Here is a 549-nt window from a genome sequence, read left to right on the forward strand (position 1 = left end):
TGTTTTCAAAACCGCTTGAAGAGAAAATGTGAGCGTAATAGAAAACGACAGTCCCATAAGCTTTAGTAAAAACAGCACAAACAGCCTTGAAAACACGGTACCTAGTAAAATACCGACCACCAAAGAAAAAATCCCCAGCAGCATATTCTCGTAGAAAATCATTTTCCCAATCGTACGTTTTTCAATACCGACTAAATGATACAGTCCGAGCTCTCTCTTACGCTGTCTGATAAAAAATGAGTTTGTGTACCAAATAAAGACAACAATAAAAGTAAGCAAAACGTAATTTGAAGCATTAAAAATGCCCTGCAGCCTCATCTCTTCTCCAATCACTTTTGAAATCGATTGGTCGTACTGAAGCGTAGCAAACACATAGTACACAACAATACTAAAAATCATTGAAAAGAAATAAAGGCTGTACCGACTAATATTTTTGCGCATATTCTTTTTAACAAGATCAAATACGGTCATAGCCTTCACCGCCTAATGCGCCTTGAATGTTCATAATTCGTTTGAAAAATTCTTGTCTCGTTTGTTCGCCTTTAAACA

Annotated in this window: 1 protein-coding gene; it reads right to left on the reverse strand. The window is 36.4% G+C overall.

Going from position 1 to position 549, the window contains the following annotated elements; translation table 11 throughout:
• Positions 1–471: FtsX-like permease family protein (locus AC27IT_RS28045; RefSeq protein ID WP_487092300.1), on the reverse strand; the 471-nt coding region annotated here is incomplete at its 3' end.
• Positions 472–549 lie beyond the last annotated feature (78 nt).

It is taken from the genome of Brevibacillus sp. YAE8 (genome assembly GCF_057543335.1).